Source organism: Aeromonas molluscorum 848, assembly GCF_000388115.1.
Classification (GTDB): domain Bacteria; phylum Pseudomonadota; class Gammaproteobacteria; order Enterobacterales; family Aeromonadaceae; genus Aeromonas; species Aeromonas molluscorum.
Window position 1 is genome coordinate 1 of record NZ_AQGQ01000048.1, and the last position, 23,558, is coordinate 23,558.

General features: G+C 59.6%; 21 protein-coding genes, 1 pseudogene and 1 riboswitch. Of the genes and pseudogenes, 12 read left to right on the forward strand and 10 right to left on the reverse strand.

The features are described from left to right. Positions 1–1,153: pseudogene (thiP, locus tag G113_RS08880) on the reverse strand (thiamine/thiamine pyrophosphate ABC transporter permease ThiP); the annotation flags it as partial. Next, a complete protein-coding gene (gene thiB, locus G113_RS08885; RefSeq protein WP_005899288.1) occupies positions 1,129–2,118 on the reverse strand; it encodes a thiamine ABC transporter substrate binding subunit in 990 nt (329 codons plus the stop codon). The pseudogene thiP and the gene thiB, both read right to left, overlap by 25 nt. Positions 2,119–2,161: 43 nt before the next feature. Next, positions 2,162–2,252: riboswitch (TPP riboswitch) on the reverse strand. 83 nt (positions 2,253–2,335) lie between these two features. Between thiB and G113_RS08890 the strand changes: the two genes are divergently transcribed. Further along, positions 2,336–2,626: a PilZ domain-containing protein gene (locus G113_RS08890; protein ID WP_005899290.1), complete on the forward strand. Its 291-nt coding sequence runs from the start codon at positions 2,336–2,338 to the stop codon at positions 2,624–2,626. A gap of 93 nt (positions 2,627–2,719) precedes the next feature. On the opposite strand, the gene G113_RS08895 is transcribed toward G113_RS08890, so the two are convergent. The 5 genes from G113_RS08895 to leuA form a co-directional block, all read right to left on the reverse strand. After that, complete coding sequence (locus G113_RS08895; protein ID WP_040319069.1) at positions 2,720–3,673, reverse strand: hypothetical protein; 954 nt, start codon at positions 3,671–3,673, stop codon at positions 2,720–2,722. A gap of 118 nt (positions 3,674–3,791) precedes the next feature. Next, positions 3,792–4,391: a 3-isopropylmalate dehydratase small subunit gene (leuD, locus tag G113_RS08900; protein WP_005899294.1), complete on the reverse strand. Its 600-nt coding sequence runs from the start codon at positions 4,389–4,391 to the stop codon at positions 3,792–3,794. 12 nt (positions 4,392–4,403) lie between these two features. Continuing rightward, positions 4,404–5,801, reverse strand: coding sequence for a 3-isopropylmalate dehydratase large subunit (gene leuC, locus G113_RS08905; protein WP_005899296.1), 1,398 nt, complete (start codon positions 5,799–5,801; stop codon positions 4,404–4,406). Between the two features lie 22 nt (positions 5,802–5,823). Continuing rightward, positions 5,824–6,909, reverse strand: a complete 1,086-nt coding sequence (gene leuB / locus G113_RS08910) for a 3-isopropylmalate dehydrogenase (protein ID WP_005899298.1) — start codon at positions 6,907–6,909, stop codon at positions 5,824–5,826. Further along, positions 6,906–8,468 carry a 2-isopropylmalate synthase gene (leuA, locus tag G113_RS08915; RefSeq protein ID WP_005899300.1) on the reverse strand — a complete coding sequence of 521 codons (1,563 nt, stop codon included), beginning with the start codon at positions 8,466–8,468 and terminating at the stop codon, positions 6,906–6,908. The genes leuB and leuA overlap by 4 nt, the downstream gene beginning before the upstream one ends. Positions 8,469–8,877: 409 nt before the next feature. On the opposite strand from leuA, the gene G113_RS08920 reads away from it, so the two are divergent. The 7 genes from G113_RS08920 to G113_RS08945 all read left to right on the forward strand — a co-directional run bounded on the left by G113_RS08920 (position 8,878) and on the right by G113_RS08945 (position 15,990). Next, positions 8,878–9,501 (forward strand): TetR/AcrR family transcriptional regulator, encoded by a 624-nt coding sequence (locus G113_RS08920; protein WP_040319070.1) that lies wholly within the window; start codon positions 8,878–8,880, stop codon positions 9,499–9,501. A gap of 129 nt (positions 9,502–9,630) precedes the next feature. Continuing rightward, positions 9,631–10,134, forward strand: coding sequence for a phosphatase PAP2 family protein (locus G113_RS08925; RefSeq protein ID WP_005899305.1), 504 nt, complete (start codon positions 9,631–9,633; stop codon positions 10,132–10,134). Continuing rightward, a complete protein-coding gene (locus G113_RS08930) occupies positions 10,131–11,240 on the forward strand; it encodes an MJ1255/VC2487 family glycosyltransferase (RefSeq protein ID WP_005899307.1) in 1,110 nt (369 codons plus the stop codon). The genes G113_RS08925 and G113_RS08930 overlap by 4 nt, the downstream gene beginning before the upstream one ends. A gap of 111 nt (positions 11,241–11,351) precedes the next feature. Next, on the forward strand, positions 11,352–11,504 hold the full coding sequence (locus G113_RS21490; RefSeq protein ID WP_005899309.1) for a hypothetical protein: 153 nt from the start codon (positions 11,352–11,354) through the stop codon (positions 11,502–11,504). Between the two features lie 382 nt (positions 11,505–11,886). Next, a complete protein-coding gene (locus G113_RS08935) occupies positions 11,887–13,605 on the forward strand; it encodes an acetolactate synthase 3 large subunit (protein ID WP_005899310.1) in 1,719 nt (572 codons plus the stop codon). A gap of 79 nt (positions 13,606–13,684) precedes the next feature. Then, positions 13,685–14,179, forward strand: coding sequence for an acetolactate synthase small subunit (gene ilvN, locus G113_RS08940; RefSeq protein WP_005899311.1), 495 nt, complete (start codon positions 13,685–13,687; stop codon positions 14,177–14,179). 233 nt (positions 14,180–14,412) lie between these two features. Next, a complete protein-coding gene (locus G113_RS08945) occupies positions 14,413–15,990 on the forward strand; it encodes an EAL domain-containing protein (RefSeq protein ID WP_005899312.1) in 1,578 nt (525 codons plus the stop codon). A gap of 42 nt (positions 15,991–16,032) precedes the next feature. On the opposite strand, the gene G113_RS08950 is transcribed toward G113_RS08945, so the two are convergent. Both G113_RS08950 and G113_RS08955 read right to left on the reverse strand, forming a co-directional pair. Then, positions 16,033–17,214: an aminotransferase-like domain-containing protein gene (locus G113_RS08950; protein ID WP_005899313.1), complete on the reverse strand. Its 1,182-nt coding sequence runs from the start codon at positions 17,212–17,214 to the stop codon at positions 16,033–16,035. A gap of 181 nt (positions 17,215–17,395) precedes the next feature. Beyond that, positions 17,396–18,472 (reverse strand): M28 family metallopeptidase, encoded by a 1,077-nt coding sequence (locus G113_RS08955; RefSeq protein WP_005899314.1) that lies wholly within the window; start codon positions 18,470–18,472, stop codon positions 17,396–17,398. Positions 18,473–18,684: 212 nt separating this feature from the next. Here G113_RS08955 and trmB point away from each other — a divergent pair, with 212 nt between their 5' ends. From trmB to G113_RS08975, 4 genes are all read left to right on the forward strand, one after another. Then, entirely contained in the window at positions 18,685–19,398 is a 714-nt protein-coding gene (gene trmB / locus G113_RS08960) for a tRNA (guanosine(46)-N7)-methyltransferase TrmB (protein ID WP_005899315.1), read from the forward strand. Positions 19,399–19,413: 15 nt separating this feature from the next. Next, complete coding sequence (locus G113_RS08965; protein WP_005899319.1) at positions 19,414–19,746, forward strand: 50S ribosome-binding protein YggL; 333 nt, start codon at positions 19,414–19,416, stop codon at positions 19,744–19,746. A gap of 81 nt (positions 19,747–19,827) precedes the next feature. Continuing rightward, entirely contained in the window at positions 19,828–20,748 is a 921-nt protein-coding gene (gene glsB, locus G113_RS08970; RefSeq protein ID WP_005899321.1) for a glutaminase B, read from the forward strand. A 28-nt stretch (positions 20,749–20,776) separates the two neighbouring features. Then, positions 20,777–22,069, forward strand: a complete 1,293-nt coding sequence (locus tag G113_RS08975) for a sulfurtransferase (RefSeq protein WP_005899323.1) — start codon at positions 20,777–20,779, stop codon at positions 22,067–22,069. A 378-nt stretch (positions 22,070–22,447) separates the two neighbouring features. Here G113_RS08975 and G113_RS08980 read toward each other — a convergent pair. Then, positions 22,448–23,558, reverse strand: a 1,111-nt coding sequence (locus G113_RS08980; RefSeq protein ID WP_152436001.1) for an ATP-binding cassette domain-containing protein, incomplete at its 5' end; no start/stop codon positions are given.

The window sequence follows — 23,558 nt, forward strand, 5'->3', positions numbered from 1 at the left end:
TCATGGCGCCCGCTGGGCTTTCCCCAGAGTGCGGGCGCGCGGCGCCTGCGCTTGCGCACCTTTGAGATGGCGACTGGTGAGCAGTAGGGCGCAGCCGAGCAGGGGTGGCGAAACAGGCCGGCGCCCGATGGCGATAAGCAGAGAATGACCCGCGGCTTGCCACAAGCGGTGAGGTGAGCGCCGTGAACAAGGCTGGATTGAGCCCGGCAACCAGTATGGCCAGCAGCGGTGGCAGGAAGATGCCAGTACCAAGCAGCAGCACCAGGCTGTCGACCCACAGTGTGCCTGGTTGCAGGCGGTCCGGGCGCAGGCAAGTACGTATCCGACTGACTCGGCTGGCAGGACTGGTCTGCAGCTTGTGTTGCAGCAACAGGAGCGCGGCGGTCAACAGCAGTTGCATCAGGGCCAGTCCCCCGGCTGTGGCGAGATCAAAGTCGAAGCGCAGTGCCTGATAGATGGCGACTTCCAGGGTCGTGGATTTGGGGCCGCCCCCCAGAGCCAGCACTGTGGTAAAGCTGGTAAAGCAGAGCATGAAGATGAGACTGGCCAGTCCAGGCAAGGCGGCGCGCATGAGCGGCCACTCCAGCAAGCGGAAGATGTGTGAGGAGCGCATGCCCAGCTGGCTGGCCAGACGCCAGCTCGATTCGGGGATGGTTTCCAGGCTCTGCAGCAGCAAGCGGGCCGCCAGGGGCATGTTGAAGAAGACGTGGGCCAGCAAGATGCCAAACAGGCCGTACAGATAGTTGCCAGGATCCAGGCCGAGAGCACGCAACAGCTGAGGCAGCCAGCCCTGGCGGCCATGTACAGCCACTATGCCGAAGATGGCGATGATGACTGGCAATACCAGAGATAGGCCGAACAGTTTGAGCAGCAGGCGACGGCCGGGGAAGCGACGCCGTGCCAGGGCGCGGGCCACTGGAATGGCAAGACCCAGGCTCAGCAGTGTGGAGAGCAACGCCTGTCCCAGACTGAAACCCAGTACATGGCGCAGATAGGGATCTGCGAGCAGGCTGGAGAGGGAGAGGGTTCCCGCCTGCCATAGCAGTGCCAGCAGGGGCCCCAGGGCTAACAGCAAGATGAGACTGGTGGCACCAAGACCCGGTAGCCACCAATAGGAGCGGGTCTGATTCACTGAGTGACGGCTTGCAGCCACTCGCGGATCCAGCCCTTGCGCTTGCTCGCCACCTCATCAGAGGAGAAGCTCAGGGTCTTGGCCGGGGTCATCATCTGCTCGAAGCCCTTGGGCAATTCGGTATTGATCACCGGATACATCCAGTTACCGGTCGGGATCACCTGCTGGAAGGCGGGGCTAACCATGAACTGCAGGAACGCATCCGCCAACTTGTCTTGCTTGGCGCCCGCCAGCTTGGCGGCCACCTCGACCTGACGATAGTGCCCCTCGGCAAAAGCGGCAGCCTGATACTGGCTCTTCTGCTCGGCAATCAGATGATAGGCGGGGGAGGTGGTGTAGGAGAGCACCATGTCAGCTTCGCCATCCATGAACATGCCATAGGCCTCGGACCAGCCCTTGGTGACGGTGACTGTCTTCTTGGCAAGCAGGGCCCAGGCCGCAGGTGCCTCATCCCCGTAGACGGATCTCATCCACAGCATCAATCCTTGCCCCGGGGTGGAGGTGCGCGGATCCTGATAGATCACCTTGAGATCCGGGCGCTCGACCAGCTCCTTCAGGCTTCTGGGGGGCTGTTTGAGTTGGTCTTTGTTGTAAACGAAGGCGAAGTAGCCGTAGTCATAGGGGACGAAGGTGTCGTCTTGCCATCCGCCTGGCACATTGAGGGCGCTCAAATCGGTATGATGCTTGGCAAAGAGGCCGCTCTTCTTGGCCTCTGCGACCAGCGCATCATCAAGTCCCAGCACCAGATCCGCCTTGCCGTGGCCCCCCTCGAGGCGCAATCTGTTGAGGATGGCGACCCCGTCTTCGAGGGGAACAAGATTGAGGGTGCAAGCACACTGCTGCTCGAAGGCTTGCTTGATCTTGGGGCCCGGCCCCCACTCGGAGGCGAAAGAGTCATAGGTATAGATGGTGAGGGTCTGGGGCGAGGCTGCGCTGGCGGCGACGGAGATCAGCAGCCCTGTGGCGGCAGTCAGAATGGTTTTCATCTATGGCACTCCTGTGAGGTGCCGACGGATGAGGAGACGCTGTGCGTCTCGTGCCTCAAATTCCTCCGCCAGCATTATCTGGATCAGGTTCACGGGTATCATCTCAGCGCCTGGGCGCACCCCGTTTGAGCAAGGAGTCGCATTGTATTAACCTTCTGGGGGGCAGGCCAGCACAATCGTGTGTTGGGCCAAGCCCCCGTCGAGAGAGGAGTTCTGCGTGATCATCAGTACCAAGGAAAGGCGCGCCTTCCAGCGCATGATTATCAATGCCCCTATCACCCTCTATCAGGGCGATGCCGTGCTGATGGGGATCTGCCGGGATCTCAGCGCCACTGGCATGGGTATCTTGGTCAACGAACATAGCCTGGATCTCGGCCTGCCGATCCGGGTCAGCCTGGCCACTCACAGCAACCTGTTGCCGCCGTTCGAGGCCCAGGCGCGCATCCTGCGAGAGCTGGATGCGGAAGAGGGCACATTGCTGGCGGTGGCGTTCCTGCCCATCAGTTGACGTTGCGCCCGCCAGTCGGGCGTTTCGTCATCCCTCGCCGGTCTGCTGGCAGCGCGAAAGCCGGATCGACATGCAGTGACCCCATCGACCCCGCTATCCCCCGACCTCCTCGGTGCGTACCGCCTGAATACTCAACTGGCCACTGTCCACCAGAACCTTGCTGCTCGTTGCCAACTGGCCGGGGGGCAACTCGGCTGGACCGGTGGGCTCCATCAACAGATAGCGTTGTCCCTCCCACATCAGGCTCTCCTGGTTGCTCTGGACGGGCAGAGCGACGCCAAGCAGGGCATGGCCCGGGACGAACACCATGATCTGGGGAAGTTCGGGAAAGAGCTGCGCCAGCAATGCGACCATCAGGGTCACCTTGCTGTCGCAGTCACCACTATTTTGCTCCAGCACCTGACGGGGAGTCAGCAAACCCCGTCCGCCCCGGCCACTGGGTTCATCGAGCAGCAGGTAGGGGATATTCTGTACAAAATCGAGCACCCATGCCGTGGTGTTCTGATAGGCCTCCAACTCGGTGGCGCCACTTTGTTTGAGCAAATCGGCAAGGGGGGCGAGTTCGCTGCGGCTCTCAAGGGCAATGCGCACATGATCCTGCTTGATGGCTCTGCTGCCATCGGGTGGGATGAAGTACTGGAAGTAGTATTGCCGTAGCCATGCCTGCTCCAGTTCGGCGCGGCGTGTCTTCACCCAGGCCATGGCCGCTTGTGCCTTATCCTGATGGCGACTTTTGAGGCTCAGTTCGAATGCGGGCCTTGCGAGGGAGAACTGTACCTCGGGGAACTGGTCATTCGCCTCGCGTAGCAGGCTCTGCCAGATCTCTTCTTGCATCCGCGCCGGGCGATAGGTAATCAGTGGCGGCAAGGCGCCGGCGGCCAGTTGATAGCTGAGCTGCTGGGGCTCCCCCTTGTTGTCCTGCCAGCCCACATTGAGCAGACCTGCACTGTTGATAAAGTGGCTTTGGGCCGCGAGAACCTGATCTGCGCCGCTCAGGCTCAACAGCAGGGCGAGTCTCCATGTCAAAACGAAGGGGGGTCTGCTCATCGGGGGTCATCGTCTCCTATGAGGTTGGAATGGCCAAACAAACGGGGAGCCAAGGCTCCCCGTTTATATTACCGCGTTCAGTGCCGGCTGGCCTGTTTGCGGTCCATGGTATCCGGACTCAGATCCAGCTCGGTTGTTTGGCTTCGAAGGCGCTGATGGTGGCCTCGTGCTGCAGGGTCAGGCCGATGGCATCCAGTCCGTTGAGCAGGCAATAGCGACGAAACTCGTCGATCTCGAAACCAAAGCTGAGCTCACCGGCACGCACCTGATTGGCTTCCAGATCCACCTCGATTTCGATGCCCGGCTGTGTGGCAACCAGCTGGAACAGGACATCCACCTCCTCTTCTTTCAACCGAACAGGTACCAGACCGTTGTTGATAGCGTTGCCATAGAAGATATCGGCAAAGCTTGAGGCGATCAGGGTTTTAAAGCCGTAATCCGCCAGTGCCCAGGGGGCGTGCTCACGGCTCGAACCGCAGCCGAAGTTTTCCCGGGCCAGCAAGATGCTGGCACCGGCATAGCGCGGCTGGTTGAGCACGAACTCGGGATTGGGCCGCTGGCCCGCATCATCGAGGAAGCGCCAGTCGTGGAAAAGGTGCTTGCCAAAACCGATGCGGTTGACCTTCTGCAAAAACTGCTTGGGAATGATGGCGTCGGTGTCGACGTTGGCGCTGTCGAGGGGGACGACGATCCCTTTATGTTGTTTGAATCCTGTCATCGCTATTTCCTCTTACAGTGCGCGAATGTCGGCAAAGCGACCGGTGACGGCGGCGGCGGCGGCCATGGCCGGGCTCACCAGATGGGTGCGGCCGGCACGGCCCTGACGCCCTTCGAAGTTGCGGTTGCTGGTGGAGGCGCAGCGCTCCCCCGGTTGCAGCCGGTCGTTGTTCATGGCCAGACACATGGAACAGCCAGGAAGACGCCACTCGAAGCCAGCCTCGAGGAAGATCTTGTCCAGACCCTCGGCTTCGGCCTGGGCCTTCACCTGTTCGGAGCCAGGTACCACCAGCGCTTGTACGCCAGCGGCGACTTTGCGGCCACGGGCGATGGCGGCGGCGGCACGCAGATCCTCGATGCGGCTGTTGGTACAGGAACCGATGAACACCTTGTCGATGGCGACATCTGTGAGCTTCTGGCCCGGTTGCAGGTCCATGTAGGCGAGCGCCTTGCGGGCGGACTGTTGTTCCATCAGATCGGTGAAGGAGTCCGGATCCGGAATGGGGTCATTGACGGCAATCACCTGGCCCGGGTTGGTACCCCAGGTGACCTGCGGGGCGATATCGGCGCCATCGAGGATCACTTCGGCATCGAAGTGGGCGCCCTGGTCGCTCTTGAGGCTCAGCCAGTAGGCGATGGCCTGATCCAGTGATTCACCCTTGGGGGCGAACTCCTTGCCACGGATGTAGTCGATGGTGGTCTGGTCGGGGGCTATCATGCCCGCCTTGGCACCCAGCTCGATGGCCATGTTGCACACCGTCATCCGCCCTTCCATGGAGAGGCCCGCAATGGCCTCGCCAGCGAATTCCACCACGTAGCCGGTACCACCGGCATGGCCGACCTTGCCTATGATGGCCAGCACCACGTCCTTGGCGCTGATGCCCTCCGCCAGCTTGCCGTTGACCGAAATGCGCATGGTCTTGGCCCGGCCCTGCTTCAGGGTCTGGGTGGCCATCACATGCTCGACTTCCGAGGTGCCGATACCGAATGCCAGGGAGCCGAAGGCGCCGTGGGTGGCGGTGTGGGAGTCGCCGCAGACGATGGTGGTGCCAGGCAGGGTGATACCCAGCTCAGGCCCCATCACGTGGACTATGCCCTGATACTTGTGGTTGAGATCGTAGAGACGAACACCGAACTCCTTGCAGTTGGCTGCAAGTGTTTCCATCTGGATGCGGGCCATCTCGCCGGAGGCGGCGATGTCCTTGGTGGTGGTGGAGACGTTGTGATCCATGGTTGCCCAGGTCAAGTCCGGGCGCCGCAGCGGGCGGTTCATGGCGCGCAGGCCATCAAACGCCTGCGGGCTGGTCACTTCGTGTACCAGGTGGCGGTCGATATAGATGAGCGGCGTTTCGCCTGCGACTTCACGGACCACATGGGCGTCGAATACTTTCTGATAGAGGGTCTTTGCCATCTTGCTCACTCCTTCCTGATGTTTAGATGCGCGCGGCTATCTGGGAGCCCATGGAGGCCGTGCTCTGCACCGGATGATGGGCATCGGCCTGATGCAGATCGGCGGTGAAGTAACCTTCGGCCAGGGCCTCTGCCACGGCCTTTTCAATGGCCAGGGCCGCTTCTTCCTGCTTGAGGCTGTAGCGCAGCATCAGGGCGGCGGAGAGGATCTGGGCGATGGGATTGGCGATCCCTTTGCCTGCGATGTCCGGCGCAGATCCGCCTGCTGGTTCGAACAGGCCGAAACCGGCGTCGTTCAGGCTGGCGGAGGGGAGCAGTCCCATGGAGCCGGTGATCATGGCGCACTCGTCGGAGAGAATGTCGCCAAACAGGTTGGAGCAGAGCAGCACGTCGAACTGGGACGGATCCTTGATGAGCTGCATGGTGGCGTTGTCGATATACATGTGACTGAGGGCAACGTCCGGGTAGGAGTGGGCGACTTGCGTCACCACCTCGCGCCACAGTATGGAGGAGGCGAGCACGTTGGCCTTGTCGATGGAAGTGACCTTGCTGCGGCGCACTCTTGCCGCCTGGAAGGCAAGGTGAGCGATACGCTCTATCTCGAAGCGGTGGTAGACCTCGGTGTCGAATGCCTTCTCGTGGGCACCTTCGCCCTCGCGACCCTTGGGGTGACCAAAGTAGATGCCGCCGGTCAGTTCACGCACGCAGACGATGTCGAAGCCGCGATCCGAGATGTCGGCACGCAGGGGAGAGAACTGCTCCAATCCGGTGTAGATACGGGCCGGACGCAGGTTGCAGAACAGCTTGAAGTGGGCACGCAGAGGCAGCAGGGCGCCACGTTCCGGTTGGCTCTGTGGCGGCAAATGCTCCCATTTGGGGCCGCCCACCGAGCCAAACAGCACGGCGTCGGCTGCTTCGCACCCATCGAGGGTGCCCTGGGGCAGGGGAGAGCCGTGGTTGTCGATGGCGATGCCCCCCACGTCATGGCGGTCATAGGCGAGGGAGAAGCCAAACTTGGCCTGCACCTTGTCCAGCACCTTGATAGCCTCGGCCATCACTTCCGGGCCAATGCCGTCACCTGGCAATACTGCGATCCGATAACTGCTCATACTGTCTCCGTCTTGATATTGTTATTGCGTCCCATCTGCTCGGCGACCTGATCGGCGCGCCAGATGCTGTTGATCACATGGATCAGCGCCTGGGCCGAGGACTCGATGATATCGGTGGCAAGGCCCATGCCGTGGAACTTGCGTCCCTTGTATTCGGCCACTATGTCGACCTGACCGAGGGCGTTCTTACCCTCACCCTTGCCTTTGAGTTCATATTTGTCGATGCGAATTTCGTAACCGGTGATGCGGTTGATGCACTGGTAGACGGCATCGACAGGACCATTGCCGGTGGCGGCTTCACTGATGGTCTCCTGACCTACCTTCAGCTTGACTGACGCTGTGGCCAGTACCGAGCTGCCGCTCTGCACGCCCAGGTATTCCAGCTTGAAGTGTTCAGGTTCTTCGTGGATCTGGCTGAAGAAGGCCAGCGCCTCCAGGTCATAGTCAAATACCTGCCCCTTCTTGTCGGCCAGGGTGAGGAATCTGTCGTAGAGATGGTCGAGATCATAGCTGCTCTCGGCGTAGCCCATGGTCTCCATGCGGTGCTTGATGACGTGGCGACCGGAGCGAGAGGTCATGTTAAGGCTGTTCTGGGTCAGGCCAATGCTCTCGGGGGTGATGATCTCGTAGGTGTTCTTGGCCTTGAGCACGCCGTCCTGATGAATGCCGGAGCTGTGGGAGAAGGCGTTGGCGCCGACGATGGCCTTGTTCGGCTGCACCGGCATGTTGCAAATTTGACTGACGAGCGTGCTGGTGCGGTGGATCTCGTTGTGGCGGATGTTGGTGTGTACCCCGAGCAAATCGGCGCGGGTCTTCAGGATCATCGCCACCTCTTCCAGGGAGCAGTTGCCGGCCCGCTCGCCGATGCCGTTGATGGTGCACTCTATCTGGCGGGCACCCACCTGGATGGCACCGATGGAGTTCGCCACCGACAGGCCCAGATCGTCGTGGCAGTGCACCGAGATGATGGCCTGGTCGATGTTGGGCACCCGGTTGAACAGGGTCTGGATGATGCCGGAGAACTCGGTCGGCACCGTATAACCCACGGTATCCGGGATATTGATGGTGCGGGCGCCAGCTTTGATGGTGGCCTCGACCATGCGGCACAGGTTGTCGATCGGAGTGCGGCCCGCATCCTCGCAGGAGAACTCTACATCGTCCGTGTAACGGCGGGCATGCTTGACCGCGCTGATACCCATTTCCAGTACATCTTCGAAACTCTTTTTCAGCTTGCTCTGAACATGGATGGAGGAGGTGGAGATGAAGGTGTGGATACGAAACGCCTCTGCGGCTTTCAAGGCTTCCCCGGCGGCATCTATGTCTTTGGGCAGGGCCCGGGCCAGGGCGCAGACTCGGCTGTCTTTGATGTGGCGGGCTATGGTCTGCACCGAGTTGAAGTCGCCCGGGGAGGAGACGGGGAAACCCACTTCCATGACGTCGACACCGAGCCGCTCCAGGGCCAGGGCTATCTGCAGCTTCTCCTTGACCGTCAGACTGGCCGCCAATGCCTGCTCACCATCACGCAAGGTGGTATCGAATATGATCACTCGATTTGACATCTGTTTTCCCTCTTCCTAAGTGCTTTGGTGTGCATCCTGCTATTGGCATAAAAAAACCCGTGCAGGTTGCACGGGTTTTTGTAATGACCGGCTTTGCCTGAGCCCGGCTACAAGGTTCCCGCGCGACATGTCGCGATTAGGGAGCTTAGTAGTCGTTGAGCGGCAATACCCATGAGGTGAACAATCCTTCCAGTCAGACATGCTTTACCAATATCGAGTTTTTTATCCTGTGTCAACCTGACTTTACCCATGGGATCCCCTGCGTTATTTAATCGAATTGTAAAGGAGTGCAAATTTCCTTGTCCCATGTTCGGTCCTTGCTCGATTATCCGGTCATTCCTGCTGTACTCGATCAGCTGCACAAACGTATCGACTTATCAGCCTTTCGCGCATTCATTCGAGGTATTTCATGGAAAAACGTAGACCCGGTCGTCCGGTTGGACGTTCTGACATTCGTGACAAGTTGCTCGCAGCTGCTCGAGAGCGCTTCTTGAGCACTCCTTACAGCAAGGTCACCACCCGTGAGATTGCCGAGCGAGCAGGCTCCAACCTGGCAATGATCCATTACTACTTCGGTAGCAAAGAGGGTCTCTATCAGGCGGTGCTGGGGGATGTCGCCGAGCCGCTGGAACAAGCTTGGCAAGATGAGGGCAGCCACCGCAGTCTCAACGATCTGCTCAGCACCTACTATCAGGTGATGGCGCCAAACAGCGAACTGACCTCTGCCATCTCCAGTGCCTTATCCAGTGAGAAGAGCCCGGGACGGGATTTTGTCCTGAACCGTCTCCTGGAGCGGCAAATGCCTCAGTTTGACGCCCTGCTGGCGTCCATGAAGGATAACGGCGAACTCAATGCCGATGCGGATCCCGAGATGCTGAAGGTCTCCTTCCTCAGCATGATGTGGCAGCCCTTCGTGATGAAGGAGCTCTATGAGCAGGTATTTGGTCTCAAGGTTGATGAACAGTTCATGGCCCGACTGGCGAACCACAACTGCCGCCTGATGGAGTCTGGCCTGCGCCCCAATCTGAACTAATGCATTCGAGATCACCATGATGAAAAAGGGCCCCAGGGCCCTTTTTCATTAATCTGTTACTCCCTATTCACCTGTTTGTCATACCAGCGCCTCAATCTGGTACTCAAGGATAATGAGGAGGCCAGGGTGATGAATAAAATCCAGCAATGGGATCTGCGGGTGTGTCAGCTCTGCTTGCTTCATCCCTATAATCGAACACTGGCCCGAGTCAGTCGCATCGTTTCCCACAGTGGCGATGGCCCCCTCTATCTGTTGCTGGCCCTGCTGCTTTGGCAGCAAGGTGCGCGCGGCCAGGGGGCGGTGGAGACGTCGCTGTTCGCCTTTGCCCTGGAACTGCCTCTCTATCTGCTACTCAAGAACAGCTTGAAACGGGCTCGTCCCAGCGGGTTACCGGTCTTCATCACCCCCTCCGATCGCTATAGCCTGCCCTCGGGCCACACTGCGGCCGCTTTCCTGATGGCGACTGTGTTGGCGGCAAGCTACCCCGAATGGGCCGGCTCACTGTTTGCCTGGGCTGGCATGGTGGCGGCCTCGCGGTTGCTGCTGGGTGTGCACTATGGCAGCGATCTGCTCGCTGGTGCCCTGCTGGGGGTCAGCTGTGCCAGCCTGGCTCTGGGCTGGGGCCAGGGATGAAAATACTGTTCGGGGTTCAGGGCACGGGCAATGGTCATATCAGTCGCAGTCGCACCCTGGCACGGGCCTTGGCCGCGCAGGGGATAGAGGTAGATTACCTATTCAGTGGCCGTGCTCGTGATGGTTACTTCGAGATGGAGGCCTTCGGCGACTATCGCAGCTTCGGGGGGCTCAGCTTCGTCACCCGGGAAGGGCAGGTCAGCCCCTGGATCACGGTGCGCCAGCTGGCACCAATACGCTTCTGGCAGGATCTCAAGAGGCTGGATTGTGGCCGCTATGACCTTGTCATCAGTGACTTCGAGCCCCTGACTGCGCATGCTGCGCGTCGGCAAGGAGTGCCGAGCCTCAGCATCAGCCATCAGGCCAGCTTCCATTGGCCAGTCCCCCGTTGGGGCGAGAACCGACTCAGCCAGCAGCTGATGCGCCACTATGCCCCTGTCCAGCAATCGCTGGGGCTGCACTGGTTCCACTTTGGTTTCCCTTTATTACCCCCTATCGTCGATGCCATGCGTCCGACCCCTGACAATCACAGCATCCTGGTCTACCTGCCCTTCGAGCAGCAAGATGCCATCGCTGCCTTGTTGTCACGGTTTAGCCAGCATCGGTTCGTCTGTTTCCACTCCGGGGTGACCACGACTACCCAGTGGCGCAACATCCGCTTCGAGCCACCGGCCAGGGATGGCTTCAAGGCCCAGCTCTGTGGTTGTCGCGGTGTCATCTCCAATGCTGGCTTCGAGCTTGCATCGGAGGCGCTGACCCTGGGCAAGAAGCTGCTGGTCAAACCCCTTGGTGGCCAGTTCGAACAACTGACGAACGGCAAGACCTTGGAGCTGATGGGACTGGCGCAGCTGATGGACAGCCTGGATGCCAATGCCGTGCGCAACTGGCTCGATGCGCCACAGCCTGGGCCGATACTCTATCCGGATGTAGCGACGGCCCTGGCGCTCTGGTTAGCTCAGGGGGCCGAGGAGACGTTGGCCAGCTTGTCCCGGCGGCTCTGGGCCAAGGCGCTCTTTCCAGAAGAGGTTGGCGATCGGCTGAGCGAGCTGGAAGGAGGGGAGTCCATTGGCACGACCTGGTTATCTCAGCTTGGCAGTGTCAAATAGTTCATCAACGAGGCTCATGGCTGGCAGCCATGGCCAGAGTTCACTGTTCGGGCGGTGTTGACACTTCCATAAGCTAGACTGATGAGTGACCCCTAGCTGAGGATAAGCAAGATGCGTTTTACCAATGAAAACGGTGAAGTGATGAACCTGGCAGATGGTCTGACTCTCCATGAGTTGCTTGATATGGGTGTCAGTATCTCCGTCTGCGAGGAGACTGACCCTGATCAGCAGATCTGGTTGGCCGAACCGGAGGACAATCCCTAGGTAATCCCCTCTAATGCCCATCCCGGTGGGATGGGCATTCCCCTGCCAATAAATTCCTCTTTAGCAGGATCCACTAGGTCACTGCGACATACCCAGCCAATGATGCCATTTTTTTCGACCCACTCACTAAATGTTAATATCTGTTTGAAATTTATGACTGTTATTGTCAGATAAAGCCGTGGACAAGCCGGGGGAAGCGGGTTAACTTGGTTTTTCACCCCCTTTTGTGGGGGTATGATGGACAAACCCTATTTTTCAACTATCGCGCTCCGTACTCACTCCGTCTGATCCATAACAAGTAACAGGCAGACCGGGTGGTGCCGGGAAGCAGCGGAGCCGTCGATAGAATTGCTAAACGGAGCAAAGCCTGGAGGGCTTTATCATGGAGATGTTATCAGGCGCTCAGATGGTGGTACGTGCGCTGGAGGATCAGGGGGTTGAGCATGTGTTCGGCTACCCCGGTGGCTCAGTGCTCGACATCTACGACGCCCTCTTCGAAAACGGCAAGATGGAACATGTACTGGTACGTCACGAGCAGGCGGCAGTACACATGGCAGATGGTTACGCACGTTCCACCGGCAAGGTGGGCACTGTGCTGGTGACCTCGGGCCCGGGAGCGACCAACTGCATTACCGGTATCGCCACCGCCTACATGGACTCCATTCCCTTGGTGATCCTGTCCGGCCAGGTACCGACCACCATGATTGGAGAGGATGCGTTCCAGGAGACCGACATGATCGGTATCTCCCGTCCTGTGGTGAAGCACAGCTTCCTGTGCAAGACGGCGAGCGAGATCCCCGACGCCATCAAGAAGGCCTACTATATTGCCGCAACTGGCCGCCCGGGGCCCGTGGTGGTGGATCTGCCCAAAGACGTGCAGAACCCGAAAGAGAAATTCCCCTATCAGTATCCCGAGTCTGTCTCCCTGCGCTCCTACAACCCGACCAAGGCCGGGCACAAGGGCCAGATCAAGCGGGCGGCCAAGCTGCTGGCCGATGCCCAGCGTCCGGTCATGTATGTGGGTGGCGGCGCCATCAATGCCAACGCGGACCAGCTGGTAACCAAGCTGGCCGAGCTACTCAATCTGCCGGTCACCACTACCTTGATGGGGCTGGGGGCTTTCTCCGGTATTCACAAGCAATTCGTGGGCATGCTGGGGATGCACGGCACCTTCGAAGCGAATAAAACCATGCACAATGCGGATCTTATCTTCGCCGTGGGTGCCCGCTTCGATGACCGTGTCACCAACAACGTGGCCAAGTTCTGTCCCAATGCGACCATAGTGCACATCGATATAGATCCCACCTCCATCTCCAAGACGGTGCAGGCCCATGTGCCTATCGTTGGCTCGGTAGAAACCGTGTTGCAGCAGATGCTGGATGTGATAGGCGAGTGTGGCTTCGACACTGACAAGCAGGCGATGGAAGATTGGTGGAGTCAGATTGATCAGTGGCGTTCGCGCAACTGTCTGGCCTACGAAACCCACCCCACCCTGATCAAGCCACAGCAGGTGATAGAGACACTCTACAAGGTGACCAAGGGGCAGGCCTTCGTTGCCTCTGACGTCGGCCAGCATCAGATGTTCGCCGCCCTTTATTATCCCTTTGCTAAGCCGCGCCAATGGATCAACTCTGGGGGCCTGGGCACCATGGGCTTCGGCATTCCGGCCGCCATGGGCGTCCAGTTTGCCAACCCGGGGGCGGTGGTGTGTTGCGTGACCGGTGACGGTTCCGTGCAGATGAACATCCAGGAACTCTCCACCTGCATGCAGTACGGGGTGCCCATCAAGATCATCTCCATCAACAACCGTGCCTTAGGTATGGTCAAGCAGTGGCAGAAGATGTTCTACGGCGGCCGTCACAGTCACTCCTACATGGAATCCCTGCCGGACTTCGTCAAACTGGCGGAGGCCTATGGCCACGTCGGCATCGCAGTGAGCGACCCGGCTGAGCTGGAGAGCGCCATGGAGAAGGCCTTCGCCATGAAGGATCGGCTGGTGTTCATGGATATCTCGGTCGACCCCGATGAGCACGTCTATCCGATGCAGATCAAGTTTGGTGCCATGGATGAAATGTGGCTGAGCAAGACGGAGAGGACCTGACGATGGAAAATATTATTTCGGTCGTACTGGTGGAGCCCGCCGTCGATGAGATGTGGCAGAGCAAGACGGAGAGAACCTGATGAGACATATTATTTCCGTTCTGTTGGAAAACGAGTCCGGTGCTTTGAGTCGTGTGGTGGGCCTCTTCTCCCAGCGTGGCTACAACATCGAGACCCTGACGGTGGCCCCCACCGAGGATCCCACCCTGTCGCGCATGACCATAGTGACTATGGGTGACGAGCGGGTGCTCGAGCAGATCCAGAAGCAACTTCACAAGCTGGTGGATGTGCTCAAGGTGTGCGATTTGAGCGAAGGGGAGCACATAGAGCGAGAGATTGCGCTGGTCAAGGCCCGTGCCATTGGTGGTACCCGGGATGAACTCAAGCGGCTGGCGGATATCTTCCGTGGTCAGATAGTTGACGTGACCCCGGATCAGTACACTGTCCAGCTGGTGGGCACCAGCGAGAAGCTGGATGCCTTCATCAAGACGGCGGCCCAGACCAACGAGATCATCGAAGTGGTCCGTTCCGGGGTTTGTGGTATCTCCCGGGCAGAGAAATCCCTGCGAGCCTGAGTCCCTCTCATCCTCGGCATAGAAAAGAGTCCTTCGGGGCTCTTTTTTGTTAGTAAGGTGGCAGGGATCGAAGAGTGCAACCGTCACTCCTGGCTAGCCGAGATTGAGCCTTGGATGGAGCAGCTTATTATTGATGCAATTATTTATATTTGCATCTGGTCAATAGCCGAGTTACAAGGCAGATTCAAACCAGTATCATTGTCGCCTTTTTCGTCATCGCCTTGGGGATAACAATGCCTTTTCGCCGCTTCAAATTGCGCCAGCAGCTCATGCGCGGGGTCTTGTCTTGCCTTGCTTTCCTGGTGATCCTGCTGCTTGGCGCCAGCATCATCGGCTGGCAAACGACGAGCGATATGAGCACTGATGCAAATGCCCGATTGCACCAGGCCCGTGACAAGTTTGACCACATGCTGGATAACGCCCATCAGGCGGCAATGGCGGTCAAGCCTGAGCTGGGTAAGTCCTGTGATGATGTCGCGCTGCTGCTGCGCCAGCAGGTGGCGACCGTACCCGACGTGCGTTCCGTCAACCTGACCCGGGGCAATCGCATCTACTGCACCTCCCTCTTTGGGGATTTCGACAAGGACTATGACCCGAGCGGCTATGCGCAGGGACAGCTGGATCTGGCGCCGGGTAACGCTATCACCCCGGATCGAGCCCTCATTGTGTACCGTGCCCAAGGGGAGGGGGGCAGTGTGCTGGTGGGCGTGGACGGTTATTACCTTGCCAACACGCTGCAGCTAATGAGTCGGGAAGTCCCCATGATACTGCAGGTGGGGCAACGCTGGATGGGGACTAATGGCCATGTCTCTGACGGCGAGCCCAGTATCGAGGGCAAGCGATTTGATATTGCCTCCCAACATTATGCCTATCGGCTGAATTCGAGCATCACGCCACAGCAATATTGGCAACATGCCTGGAATTACAGCAATGGCAGCATGGCGCTTTATCTGTTACTGGCGCTGTTGGCCGCTGGTGTGGCCTTCTGGGCGCTGGGTCGGCCCGTGTCGCCAGAGCAGGAGCTGGCGCGGGCCCTTGCCAAAGAGGAGTTCATCCCCTATCTGCAGCCCGTGGTTAAGGCCATCGATGGCGGATACACCGGCTGTGAGGTATTGATGCGCTGGCAACATCCCCAGCAGGGCATGATCCCGCCGGATCGCTTCATTCCCATGGCGGAGGCGAGTGGCCTCATCATCCCCATGACCAGTGCGCTGATGCGGCAGGTACGCGAGCGCTTTGCCCCCAAGGCCAAGGCGTTGCCCGTCGGCTTTCACTTCGGTTTCAACATCTGTGCTCGCCATTGTCAGGATCTCAGCTTGGTGGAGGACTGCCGTGCCTTCCTCAAGGCATTCGCGGCCAATCCGGTCAAGCTGGTGCTGGAGTTGACCGAGAGGGAGTTGATTGAATCAACTCCTATGACGGATCGCCTGTTTGCGGAGCTTCATGATCTCGGTATTTTTATTGCCATCGATGACTTCGGAACCGGTCACTCCAGCCTGACGTATCTGCAGAAGTTTCAGGTCGACTTTCTCAAGATCGATCAGAGCTTCGTCGGCATGATTGGCTCGGATGCCCTCTCCAGCCACATAGTGGATAACGTGATCGACTTGGCCACCCGGCTCGGTCTCATGCTGGTGGCCGAAGGGGTTGAAACCCAGCTGCAGGCGGATTATCTCAGAGCGCACAAGGTCGATTTTCTGCAGGGTTATCTGTTTAGTCGTCCCTTGCCCATGGCCGAGTTTGAACGGCTCTTCCCCACGCTGGATAAAAGTGGGAGTCTGCCCTCGGAAATCTCAGCACAACAAGCATAAAAAAAGCGGCCATAGGCCGCTTTTTTATGGAGAACCGGGAGGTCAGAGCATGCGTCTCATGGCGTTGCACAGCCGCTTGATACCCTCCTCTGTGGTTGCCTCGTCCACGCAGGAGAAGCTCAGACGCAGGGTGTTCTGGATCTCGGGACGAACATAGAAAGGGGCACCGGGCACGAAGGCGACCTTCTCCTTGATGGCCTCATCGAACAGCGCCATGGCCGAGATGCTGGCCGGCAGGGTCAGCCAGAGGAACATGCCCCCTTCCGGACGAGTGTAGCTCACCCCTGGCGGGCAGTGACGGGCCAGCGCGGCCTCCATGGCGGCACGCTGACGGCCATAGACCTCCTTGATCTTCTCCAGATGATCATCCAGCGAGTTGTCAGTCAGGAAGCGGTGCAGCACCTGCTGGCTGAAGGCGTTGCTGTGCAGATCGGTGGCCTGCTTGGCGATGGTGACCTTCTTGCGCAGCCAGTCCGGTACCAGCATCCAGCCCAGCCGGAAGGCGGGCACCACCGTCTTGGAGAAGGAGCCGAGCAGCACGGTATTGTTCGGTGCCAGCTTGGCGATGGGAGGCAGGTGCTCACCCTCAAAGCGCAGCTCGCCGTAGGGGTCGTCTTCCACCATCAGTAGCTCGTGGCGTACCAGTCGCTCGGCGATGGCCTCGCGGTTGGCTCGGCTATAGGAGACGCCGCTCGGGTTCTGGAAGTTGGGCACGCCGTAGAGCAGTTTGGCAGTGGAGCCTTCAGCCAGCAGCGCATCCAGCGCGGCCAGATCCAGCCCCTCTTCCCCCAGGGTGATGGGTCTGAATCGGGGTTGATAGACGGAGAAGGCCTGAATGGCACCGAGATAGCCCGGCTCCTCGATGATGAGATCCTGCCCCTCATCGACCAGTACCTTGCCCAGCAGATCCAGCGCCTGCTGGGAGCCGCTGGTGATAAGGATGTTGTCCGGATTGACCTGCATGCCGTGGCGCGCCAGGTAGCGGTCGGCAATATATTGGCGCAGTGGGGCGAAGCCTTCGGTAGCCGCATACTGCAGCGCAGCGGCGCCTTGCTCACGCAACACGTCCTGGCAGGCCTGATCGATCGCCTTGACCGGGAACAGATGAGGATTTGGAAGGCCGCCGGCGAAGGAGATGATCTCCGGATTGGCGGCAACTTTGAGGATCTCGCGGATGAAGGAGGGTTCAACCTGCTCGAAACGCTGGGCAAAAAACGGCTGCATAGGACTCTCTCTGACTGGTGGGCGGTCACTCCATTCAACCGCCAAGTTATCCGTTTGTATCAGATTTAAAAATTGAGGCAATGGCTGGTGGAAAAATCGATAAAAAAGGGCAGGTTTGGCACCTGCCCACATTTTATCGTCCCGTCTTGGCATCCCCTCGCCAAAACGGCTAAGGAGACGGTTACAACCCTGGATCGCGCAGGAAACGGATCATGATGTCGGTGTTGGCACCGAGTTGCTGTTCAACCCGGCCCGGGAACAGCTCGGCCATCTTGTCGAGACGGTCGTACTGGGTATGCCAGATTTTGCCCCACTGGGTCTCGCTGTCCCGATCACAGGCGCTCTTGCTTCCCTCGTCATAGCAATCCCACAGCGCCGGGTTGGTGCTTTGGGAGTAACCGTCGTAGCCATCGGCCCCATTGATGGTGAAGTTGGTGGCCTCGACATAGGCGATGGGCACCCCCAGGCACGCGAAGGGGGCATGATCAGACCAACTGCCGGTCTCACCTTCTGGATAGCCCGCGTAGCTGGGATGGATGGCGAATGGAGTCTGGGTCAGCTCGGAGATGGCAAGCAGACGATCGCGCACCTTGGGATCGTGGCTGTAGCGCATCGGATCGGCGCAGCCATACTCGGCTTCGTCCGAGTGGGCGGAGTGGACATAGACGATGTCACCGCCGGCGATGGTGTCGTAGTTGACCATGGCCAGCAGCTGGGCGATGGCGGCGTCATCTAGACTCGCCACATAGGCCTTGGCGCCGTTGAGGCCATTCTCCTCCGCGCCGAAGAAGGCGAAACGCACCGTATGGGGCAGGGTTTGTCCCTTGAGCGCCTCGGCGACCGCCAGCAGAGCGGCCACGCCGGCACCGTTGTCGGTGGCGCCTTCCGAGCCATGCTTGTCACCCGTGCTGTCGTAGTGGGCACCGATCAGGATCACCTTGTCGCTCTGGCCCTTGAGCTCGGCGACCAGGTTCTGGGAGGTCTTGCTGACCCCGCTCTTGATGTAGCTGAACGTTTGGTTCTGCACATCGTAACCCCAGCCGGTCAGATGATCCTGGATCCAGGAGGCGGCGCGAGTTTCGGCCTCCGTGCCCGTGGGGCGGGCTCCAATCCCCTCGGCACTCGAGCTGAGTTGGGTCAGGTATTCGAAAGCCTGTTCGGCCGGCGTCGCCGCCGCCGGGGCCTCTGACTCATTGCTGGACGTGTTGCAACCGGTCAGCAGGGCGGCGAGGCTGAGGGCAATAAGGGTCTTGTTCATACTGCAATCCTTTGTTGTGTATGGTTTATTATCGCGACATAGCATGGCCCCATGCAGCCCTTGATACTGTGAGCCAGCTGGCAATTGTCCATTGAGCAGCATGGGTTCAGCACGGCCCGGTCATTTGTTGTCGGAAACACTTGCGCCTTGGGCCCATCTTGGGATAATTCGCTCCCCAGTTTCTGCCGATAGATGAAATAACGAGCCAATTTATGCCAGTGACCCAAGACGAATTTAACGAAGACGGCAAATTCATGCGCAAGATCCGCAGCTTTGTCCGTCGTGAAGGCCGCCTGACCAAGGGTCAGGAGAAGGCTCTGGCCGAACAGTGGCCAGTCATGGGGATCGATTTTGACACTGCCCCGCTGGACTTCGTCGCCCTGTTTGGCCGCGACGCGCCAGTGGTACTGGAGATTGGCTTTGGTATGGGGACCTCCCTGGTCGAGATGGCCAAGCAAGCCCCCGAGAAGAACTTTATCGGCATAGAGGTGCACAGCCCCGGTGTCGGGGCCTGCCTTGGCAGCGCCCAGGAGGCCGGTATCACCAATCTGCGTGTCATCTGCCACGATGCGGTCGAAGTGCTGGAACATATGATCCCTAACGGCTCGCTCGCTTGCCTGCAGCTGTTCTTCCCGGATCCCTGGCACAAGAGCCGCCACCATAAACGGCGCATAGTACAGCCAGCCTTCGCCCAGGATATTCGTCAGAAGCTGGCCATCGGAGGAGTCTTCCACATGGCTACCGATTGGGAAAACTATGCCGAACATATGCTGGAAGTGATGAGTGCCGCCGAGGGTTACGAGAACACCTCCCCTGCTGGCAACTGGGTGGCTCGTCCAGAGTGGCGTCCGCTGACCAAATTTGAACAACGGGGCCATCGTCTTGGCCACGGGGTTTGGGATCTGATTTTTAAACGCGTTAACTGAACCTGAGGAGCTGTCATGGCAAACCGTAGTCGCCGTCTGCGTAAGAAATTGCGCGTCGAAGAGTTCCAAGAAATGGGATTCGATCTGAGCTTTAACTTCCCGGTCAATACCGCTGAAGAGACCATAGATGCCGTTATCGACGCCCTGATCGATGAGGTGATTGAGCCGCGTAAACTGGCATTCGCCGGTTCCGGTCACCTGGCATGGGAAGGTATGATCTGCACCCAGGCGCTGGGCAAATGCACCGATGAGGACAGAGCCGTTCTCAAGGGCTGGCTGGAAGCCAAAGGCATGGAGGCCGTCGCGGTCACCGAACTGTTCGACCTCTGGTATGGCGAACCGGCCTGATTGGCCGAATGAAAAATCCCGCCGCTGGCGGGATTTTTGTCTCTGGGGTCGCTCACCCCGTTTGAGTCGTGGAACCTCTCAATGCAGCTGTCATCGCAATTACTTGAAAGCATCCTTGATGAAGTGCGTCCCTTGCTGGGGCAAGGCAAGGTGGCCGATTATATTCCGGCTCTGGCCCAGGTGCCCGCCGAGCGGCTCGGCATGGCGGTCTACACCGTAGACGGCGAGCTGTTTACCGCCGGTGACGCTTTTGAGCCCTTCTCCATCCAGAGTATCTCCAAGGCGCTGAGCCTCACCCTGGCTCTCACCCTCTATCGGGAAGAGGAGATTTGGGCCCGGGTCGGCAAGGAGCCCTCGGGTCAGCCGTTCAACTCCCTGGTGCAGCTCGAGTTTGAACAAGGCATCCCCCGCAACCCCTTCATCAATGCCGGCGCGCTGGTCGTCAGCGATCTGCTGGAAACCCGGCTCACTGCGCCCCGTCAGCGCACCCTGGAGCTGGTGCGCCGCCTGGCGGCCAATCCCGCCATCGTCGCGGACGCCGTGGTGGCGAAGTCCGAATACCAGCATTCGGCCCGCAACGCCGCCATCGCCTACCTGATGAAGTCCCATGGCAACTTCGAAAATGAAGTGGACAAGGTGCTGCAGAGTTATTTCAACGCCTGCGCCATTCGCATGAGCTGCGTCGACTTGGCGCGCGCCTTCATCTATCTGGCGAATCGCGGCTTGCCGCTCGGAGCGAGCGAGCCTCTGCTGGCGGCCCGTACGACCAAACAGGTCAATGCCTTGCTCGCCACCTGCGGCCTCTATGACGAAGCGGGTGATTTTGCCTACCGCGTCGGCATGCCGGGTAAATCCGGGGTGGGCGGTGGTATCATGGCGCTGATCCCGGGTGAGCTGTGTGTCTGCGTCTGGTCACCCGAACTGAACAAGGCCGGTAACTCTCTGGCAGGTACGGCAGCCCTAGAGCTACTGTCCGAGCGCCTCGGCCGATCCATCTTTTAACTGCCATTCATCATAAGTGAGCAAGTCAATGAAACACGCGATTCGGCTGCTGGCGGCCTCGGCCAGCCTGCTGCTCTGGTGCAGCTTTTCCGCACAAGCGGGTGAGCTGGCCCCCCTCTCCTTGCAGGAGGCAAAGGCTCAGGGCGCCATCATAGTCGACACCCGCCCCAGCCACTTCTACCAGGGCTGGCCCATGGAAGGTGAGAGTCAGGGCGGCCATGTCCCGGGAGCAGTGAGCCTGTCTGCTGACTGGAAATATGATGACGAGCAGTGGCCCCAGGCGCTGCGTGACAAGGGGTTGGATGCCAGAAAGCCGGTCGCCATCTACGGGAGTGAACGTGGTCTGGCCGAGGTGGCGCGGATGCTGCGCATGCGCGGCTTCCATCAGTTGTACGAGCTCAAGGATTGGCAAGAGGCCAAGCGCGATCATCTGGTGCGCTGGCAGCAGCTGGTCTATCCCCAGTGGCTGGCGGATCTGCAGGCTGGCAAGCCAGTCGTAGCCGCCCCCAAGGGTGACTGGAAACTGTTCGAAGTGGATTGGGGAGCGCCCAAGGCGTTTCTGATCAGTCACATCCCGGGGGCCGATTATATCGATACCAACCGCCTGGAACAGGAGCCGCTGTGGAACAAGGTGTCCGATGCCGATCTTGAGGCGCTGCTGCTGGAGAATGGCATTCGCCATGACACCACAGTGGTGCTCTATGGCCGCAACACCATGGCTGCCGCCCGCGCCGCCCATCTGCTGATGTATGCCGGAGTCAAAGACGTTCGCCTGCTCGATGGTGGTATTGAGGCTTGGTTTATCGCCCATCTGCGCACCAAGACCGGCCTGCCGCACCAGTATGAGCCCGTCAAATCGTTCGGTGCCAAGATCCCCGTGCATCCTGAGTATCTTACCTCGACCGAACAGGCCAAAGCCCTGCTCAAGCAGCCCGATGGCGAGCTGGTCAGCATCCGCACCTGGGACGAGTTCATCGGTGAGACCTCGGGTTACAGCTATATCGAACCCAAAGGTGACATTCCAGGCGCCAAATGGGGTCATGGTGGCGTCGACTCGCAAAGCATGAGCGATTTTCACAACCCGGATGGCACCATGAAGCCGTCGAGTGAAATTCTGGCCATGTGGCAACAGTGGCAGATAGCGCCGCAGGATCAGACCGCTTTCTATTGCGGCACCGGTTGGCGCGCCTCCGAGGCCTTCTTCTACGCCTGGTTGATGGACTGGAAGCGGATCAGCGTCTACGACGGCGGCTGGTACGAATGGAGTTCTGACCCCAAGAACCCAACCATCACCGGCGTTCGCAAGCCAAGCGAGGCGTGACATGAGAGACCGGACACTGTCCGGCCTTTTTATTGTCTATCAGGATTTTGCCGCAATGCGCTTCCCCTTGCCGGGCCGGGGAGTCCCTTAAGCTAAGGAGCGGGTAAGGGAAGTCAGTGCAGAGATCTTCCATGTTCTTGATCTGCTGCGCACTGGCTGTCATGGTATGCCGTTCCCAACAGGTCATGAACACCCGGGTGGCAAGCGGCTCAGCACGGGTAGCAGCCCAGAGCTGGATGAGCGCCGGCGTGTACGGGGGTTGCGCTGAAGAGGGCAGGGAGAGACTGATGGAGAAGCACGCCTCAGATGATGGATCCTTGATCCATCTTGCTCGCTTGTTAGAAGGGCTGCCCATGGGCAGCCCTTCGTCGTATGGGGTCAGGCAATCTGATCGATCTGCCGATTAACTTGGCGGGCAAACAGCTGATGGAAGCGCGAGCCGGGGTTGGCCAGCAGACCGACCGGCGAGCCCTGCTCCACGACGGTGCCCGCTTCCATCACCACGACCTTGTCAAGGGAGAGCAGCGGTTCCAGATGGTGGGCTATCACCAGGTAGCTGGCATCGGGCCTATAGCGATAGAGCAGGTCGGCCATCTCGCGCATGCCGCTGTGGCTGAGATCCGAGGTCGCCTCATCCAGCACGATCAGCGGGCGGTGCGACAGCAGTATGCGAGCGATCACCAGCAACTGGGTCTCCCCTGCGGAGAGTTGCAGCCGGTCGAGATCTTCATCCAGCCGCCCGGCGCAGCGCTCACCCAGTCCCACTCGTTGCAGTGCCTCTGTCAGCCTCTCATCGTTGCGTTGGGCGTCGCCATCTCCGAGCCTGTCAGGCTGAGGATCTGTGCCACCGGGCGACAGATCATGCTGCTGATCAAGGGGGGCCAGGTTGGCGCGCAGGGTGCCGAAGAAGGTGAGTGGCGTCTGGGATACTGTGTCAAAAAGGGCACGGACCGCCTCGGGGGCCAGGGTCGAGAGTGGCTGCTCGCCGTAATAGATCTCCCCTTGCGAGGCCGGATACATGGCCTGCAGGGCACCCAGCAGGGAGCTTTTGCCCGCCCCGGTGCGGCCGCATACGCCGATTTTCTCACCGGGAGCCAGCTCGAAATTGACCTTGTGCAAGGCCCACTGGCTCGCCTCTGGGTAGCGCAGGCCAAGGTTGACGAAGCGCACCGCGGGGTGAGGATCGCGCAGCGGCTCCCCCTCCTGGCGTTCACTGGCTATCTCGCTGTATTCGCGCACCCTCTCGACGGCATTCATCATCTGTTCGACCTCGGCAAAGGTACGGATCAGGGCATTGAGCATGGCCGAGGTGGTGAAGGCGTAGGTGATCGCCACGGCCCCGAACAGCGTGCTGTCGCTCAGGGCAACCATGAGTGCCACAGCGCCGACCAGGGCGGCGGAGAGCAGGGTCTGGTGCAGGCCGAGCCAGCGGTTGATGGAGGTGGTGGTGTACCAGCTGCGCAGGTTGTTGTCATAGTGGATCAGCACC